The organism is Plesiomonas sp. (genome assembly GCF_051650925.1).
In the GTDB taxonomy this organism is placed as follows: domain Bacteria; phylum Pseudomonadota; class Gammaproteobacteria; order Enterobacterales; family CAMTGL01; genus Plesiomonas.
In genome coordinates this window covers 1-2,334 of record NZ_JBOFRH010000425.1, presented here as the reverse complement: position 1 = coordinate 2,334, position 2,334 = coordinate 1, and the positions used below count along the sequence as shown (strand labels likewise).

1 protein-coding gene is annotated in these 2,334 nt (G+C 53.1%); it reads right to left on the bottom strand.

Annotation, left to right across the window (positions count from 1 at the left end; translation table 11 throughout):
• A partial coding sequence (recB, locus tag ACRC27_RS10115; RefSeq protein WP_438639810.1) for an exodeoxyribonuclease V subunit beta occupies positions 1 to 2,325 on the bottom strand: 2,325 nt, incomplete at its 3' end.
• Positions 2,326 to 2,334: the final 9 nt, after the last annotated feature.

Sequence of the window (2,334 nt, the reverse complement as noted above, 5' to 3'; positions counted from 1 at the left end):
CCAGTTGCGCTCTATCCGCCCCTGAAACTCACGTACCCCCAGCGTATTTGGCAGTGTTTTAGCCGGTGATAACACGCAGGTTGTGCTGGAATCGGGCGCTGTTAAGGCAATATCCTGATCTGCCAGCGCTGTACAGGCTTGTTCAAGCAGCGCCGCATCCCCGGCTTGCCCTTGTTGCAGCAGATACCCAAACGCACTCAAGTGAAGATCTGTCGCTTTATTTTTGCTATTTTCACTTTTACCGCGCCCAGCGGATAAGGGGGCAATACCAATCTGGCACTGATACACGGCGCGGGTTAGCGCGACATAAATCAGTCGCACATCTTCGGCCAGCCGCTCGCGCTCGGCATGAACTTTCGCCTCTTCCGAGCCGGTTAAATCCAGCACGGCAGACAGGCTCTCATCATGATAAAAATCGCCTTTTGCCGCCCGAAACGAGCAGGCAAACGGCAGCCAGACCAGTGGGTACTCTAGCCCTTTCGATTTGTGGATGGTGACTATCTGCACCAAATTTTGATCACTTTCCAAACGCAGTTGCGGGTCATCTCCGCCACGCTGTGGTTTGTCAATTTGCTGGGCCAGCCAGCGCAGCAACGCATGCTCACTCTCTTGCTCGGCGGCAGCTTCTTGCAGCAATTCACCCAGATGCAGCAGGTTTGTCAGTCGGCGCTCACCCTCACTGCCCGCCAGCAGATTCTCGGCCAATTTACGCTGTTGAATCAACTGACGCAGCATCGGCAGTACACCGTGTTTTAACCACTTTTGTCGGTACTCTTCAAATTCAGCAACGGCCATCTCCCAGCGCCACTCATCATGGTTGAGCAAGTCAAGATCAGCCGCCGTCAGCCCCAGCAGCGGTGTTGCCAACCCTGCACGCAACAAGCGCTCTTGCCCCGGCAGTAAACAGGCTTGCAATACCCGCAACAGATCACCCGCTTCTTGGCTGGAAAACACACTCTCTCGATTCGAGAGATAGACTGAAGCCACCCCGCGAGTGCTCAATGCTTGGCGAATCAGTGCTGCTTCGCGCCCCGTGCGCACCAGAACGGCAATATCACCGGCCACCACTGGCCGCAGTTTGCCGGTTTTGCCGAGCAGCGCGCTGCCTTCAATACCCGATTGCAGCCAGTGGGTAATCGAGCTGGCACAGGCCTCGGCCATCTGCTGCTGATAATCACCGTTATTGACCCGCTCACCGCCCAGACAACAGAGCTGCATGGCTGGCTGCACTTCCCCCTGCAACATAAATTGGCGCTCTGCAGCATCAGGGGCAGCATCAACGGCTAAAAATGGGATATCCTGCTCAAACAAAAAAGGGTTCACGGCATGTGAAAACAGTCGGTTTACCGCATTAACCATGCTACGAGATGAGCGCCAGTTGGTTTGCAGTGTATAGTGAGCGCTTACATTTCTTCGTGCTTCAATGTAGGTGAAAATATCGGCCCCGCGAAAAGCATAAATGGCTTGTTTGGGATCACCAATCATTAGCAAGCCGGTATCCTGCCGGCCGCCATACAGGGTATGGAAGATGTGATACTGCTGCGGATCGGTATCTTGAAATTCATCAATCATCGCCAACGGATAGCGCTGACGAATGGCATCGCCGAGCAAACCAAGCGAGTCATTTTTTAGTGCTGACGAAAGGTGCGATAACAGATCATCAAACGATAACTCGGCGCGCGTCAGTTTTTGCTGCTGCATCGCCTGACGCATCTCGTGTACGGCGCTGTTGATGACCAAGTCGCGAAGAGTAAGTGAGTGCTCACAAAAAGTATCAATCTGACTGAATATCGGTAGTGCAGGTGCAATCCCTTTGCTGGTCAATTCTGACAGTGTGGTCTGCTTAAAACGGATCAGGCAATCAGGGTGCACATAGCTTTCGGTCGGTTGCAACGCCCATGTTGTCAGCTCACCCACCCACTTTGCCACCCAGTCTTTGCGGTAGCGATTTTTCGGAATACCCGAATCGGCAATATGCGCCTCAATATCTGCGGCAACCACCAGCCATGCACTTTTCAGCTCGGAGATTAATGCCATAATTTTCTGATGCCGCGCCACCAGATCCGTATCGCTCTCTTGGCGTTTTATTTTCGGCATCGGGCCACTCAGATAACGGCTGACCTCATGCTTGAGCACTTCGGGCGTAGCCCATGTCTGGCTAATCACACTGGCCATATCAAGCGGTAACGGGTAGAAGTGCCGCCGCCAGAAATCAAGAACCACTTGCTGAATCAGTGCGCTCTCATCGGTCAGGAAGGTTTGTTCAAACAACGTGCCCGATTCAAAGGCATTTTGTGTCAGCATGCGCTGACAAAATCCATGAATAGTATAAAC